The following is a 2,914-nucleotide window of genomic DNA, read 5'->3' on the forward strand; positions in this document are numbered from 1 at the left end:
GCGGTTGCTGGCGGTGCGGGAGCATGAGCACAGCGCGTTGGTGGACGTTCAGCGGTGGGCGGGTGCGCCGGCGGGCACACCACTCTTCGACAGCATCGTCGCCTTCGACAAATTCGGCCCGCGCAGCCGTGCCGCCGGTGACGCGTTCCCTCCGGTCGACGACGATGCCGAAGTGCCGGACATGGGACACCCCCTGCTCCTCGAAGTCGATGCCGAACAGGGCCTCTCCCTGCGCCTGGTACACGAGCTCGCGTCGTTCGACGAGGCGTCGGCGAAGAGGGTCCTCGACCATCTGGTCACCGTGCTGGAGGAACTGGCCGGGGACCCGGACGGGACGGTCGCCGACGTGGGGCGGACGTACGGGGCCGGGCGACAGGGCGCCGACGACGCGGTACTCCCGCCGGAATCCTGCCTGCACGAGTTGTTCGAACGCCAGGCACGTCGCGCGCCCGAGGCGGTCGCGGTCGTGTGCGGTGAGGAGCGGCTCACCTACCGCGAGCTGAACGAGCGGGCCAACCGCCTCGCACATCACCTGAGGGACCTGGGCGTCGCCGCCGAGACCGTAGTGGGCGTCTGCCTGGAGCGGGGCCCCGAACTGATCGTCGCGCTGCTCGCGGTGCTGAAGGCCGGAGGGGCCTATGTCCCCCTGGACCCGGCACATCCTGCCGACCGCCTGGGGTACATGCTCCAGGACACCGCGAGTCCTCTGGTGATCTCCACGTCGGAGACCGCGGAGCGGCTCGCCCAGGTGTACGACGGCCGGCTCGTGGTGCTCGACCGGGACGCCGAAACTGTCGCCGCCCGGTCCACGGACGACCCCGAAGCCGCCGCCGCGGGGCCGGGCGCTTCGGCGTACATCATCTACACCTCCGGTTCCACCGGTTCGCCCAAGGGTGTGTGTGTCACGCATGCCCAGGTGTCGCCACTCCTGGCGCAGGGCTCCAGGTACTACGGCTTCGGCCCGGATGACGTGTGGTCGCTGTTCCATTCCTATGCGTTCGACGTGTCCGTATGGGAGATGTGGGGTGCGCTCGCCTTCGGGGGGCGACTCGTCGTGGTGCCCTTCGACACCGCCCGGTCCCCCGACGACTTCCTCGACCTCCTGGTCCGGCACCAGGTCACCGTGCTGTGCCAGACACCCTCCGCGTTCCGTCCGCTGGCCGCGGCGGCGGGTGCCGATGATCCACGGATCCGGCGGCTCGCCCTGCGCGCCGTGGTCTTCGCGGGCGAACGCCTCGACATGGCGTCACTCACCCCGTGGGTGCGTCGTCTGGGCCTGGAGCGGCCCGCGCTGGTCAACATGTACGGCATCACCGAAACCGTCGTCCACACGACCTACCACCGCATCGCCGAGCACGACGTGGCCGCGGACGGCGGGAACCCGATCGGCCGCCCTCTGGGAGACATGCGGGTCCATCTCCTCGACGAGTACGGCCGGCCCGTGGCTCCGGGAGAAGCGGGGGAGATATACGTCGGCGGGGCCGGAGTGGCGCGAGGATACCTGGGCCATCCCGCACTGACGGCCGAGCGATTCGTACCGGACCCCTTCGGGCCGCCCGGAGCCCGGCTCTACCGCAGCGGTGACCTTGCCCGCCGGCGCCCTGACGGCAGCCTGGACTTCATCGACCGGATCGATGACCAGGTCAAGATCCGCGGCTATCGTGTCGAGCTCGGCGAGGTACAGACCGTGCTGGCCGCCAGGCCGGGAATCCGGGACGCGGCCGTGGTGATCCTGGAGTACGGCCCGGGCGACCACAGACTCATCGGATATGTGGTGCCCGAGGACGGCGAAGTCCCCGACGTCCGGGCGTTGCGCGCGGCGCTCGCGGATCGGCTGCCTTCCTACATGGTGCCGGCCTCCTTCGTCGTACTCGACGCGCTGCCGCTGACCGTCAACGGCAAGTTGGACCGCCGGGCCCTGCCCGCCCCGGAGCCCCGAAGGCCCCGGACGGGAGAGGACCGCGTCCCCCCTCGAGGACCGGTCGAGCAGAAGCTCGCCCGCGTCTGGGAAGAGGTCCTGGGGCTCGACGACATCGGCTCCCATGACAACTTCTTCGAACTGGGCGGCAACTCGGTCCTGGCGATTCAGGTCGCGACTCGTGCCGCGACCGCCGGGTTGGTCATGAAGCCACGGCAGCTCTTCGCCTTCCCGACCATCGCCCAACTGGCCGAGGCCGTGACCGAGCCCGCGGCCACCCCCGGTGCCCCGCCGACCCGGCATCACGAACCGTTCCAGCTCTCCGGCCTCGATCGTGGGGGAATCCGGGAACTGGCGGTCCGGGCCCAGCGGCAGACCGGTCTGGTGCTGCTGGCCGATGCCTATCCACTGTCGCCACTGCAGTCGGGCATGCTGTTCCACACCCTTTACGACCCCGATCCCAGCAGCTACGTGCGGCAGTTCCTCTACGACCTCGACGGCGATCTGGACCGGAGCACCTTCGAGCTCGCCTGGCGCGAGGTGGTCGACCGGCACACCGCTCTTCGGACGACCGTTGCCTGGCAGGACCTGCCACAACCCCTGCAACTGGTATGGCACGACGCGACGCCCGAGGTCGTGCTGGACGACTGGTCACATCTGGACGAGGCGGAGCGCGCGCACGCCCTCGAGGAACTGATCACCAGCGACTGCGCCGAGGGCTTCGACATCGGTGGCGGCCCTGCTCACCGGCTGAGGCTCATTCGCACCGGTGAGCGGACCCATCAACTCCTGTGGACCGTGCACCACATGCTCTTCGACGGGTGGAGCGTCCCCGTCGTCCTCGGTGACCTGCTCGCCGCCTGCACCGGGCTACGCCGGAGCGGCACCGCACCGTCGCTGTCGGAGGCGGTGTCGTACCGGGGGTTCGCGGAGTGGTTGGGGTCGCGTGATGCGGGGGTGGATGAGGAGTTCTGGCGGGGTGTGCTGGGTGGGGTG

Annotated in this window: 2 protein-coding genes; one reads left to right on the plus strand and one right to left on the minus strand. The window is 70.0% G+C overall.

The window, feature by feature from the left end:
• A partial coding sequence (locus tag IF28_RS40110) for a hypothetical protein (protein ID WP_234325419.1) occupies window positions 1-190 on the minus strand: 190 nt, incomplete at its 3' end.
• On the opposite strand from IF28_RS40110, the gene IF28_RS0135710 reads away from it, so the two are divergent.
• Window positions 182-2,914 (plus strand): non-ribosomal peptide synthetase (locus tag IF28_RS0135710; protein ID WP_234325420.1); only part of this gene is annotated, 2,733 nt, incomplete at its 3' end. The two genes, IF28_RS40110 and IF28_RS0135710, sit on opposite strands and share 9 nt — an antisense overlap.

Origin of the sequence: Streptomyces sp. NRRL WC-3626 (genome assembly GCF_000718785.1) — a bacterium.
Lineage (GTDB): Bacteria > Actinomycetota > Actinomycetes > Streptomycetales > Streptomycetaceae > Streptomyces > Streptomyces edwardsiae.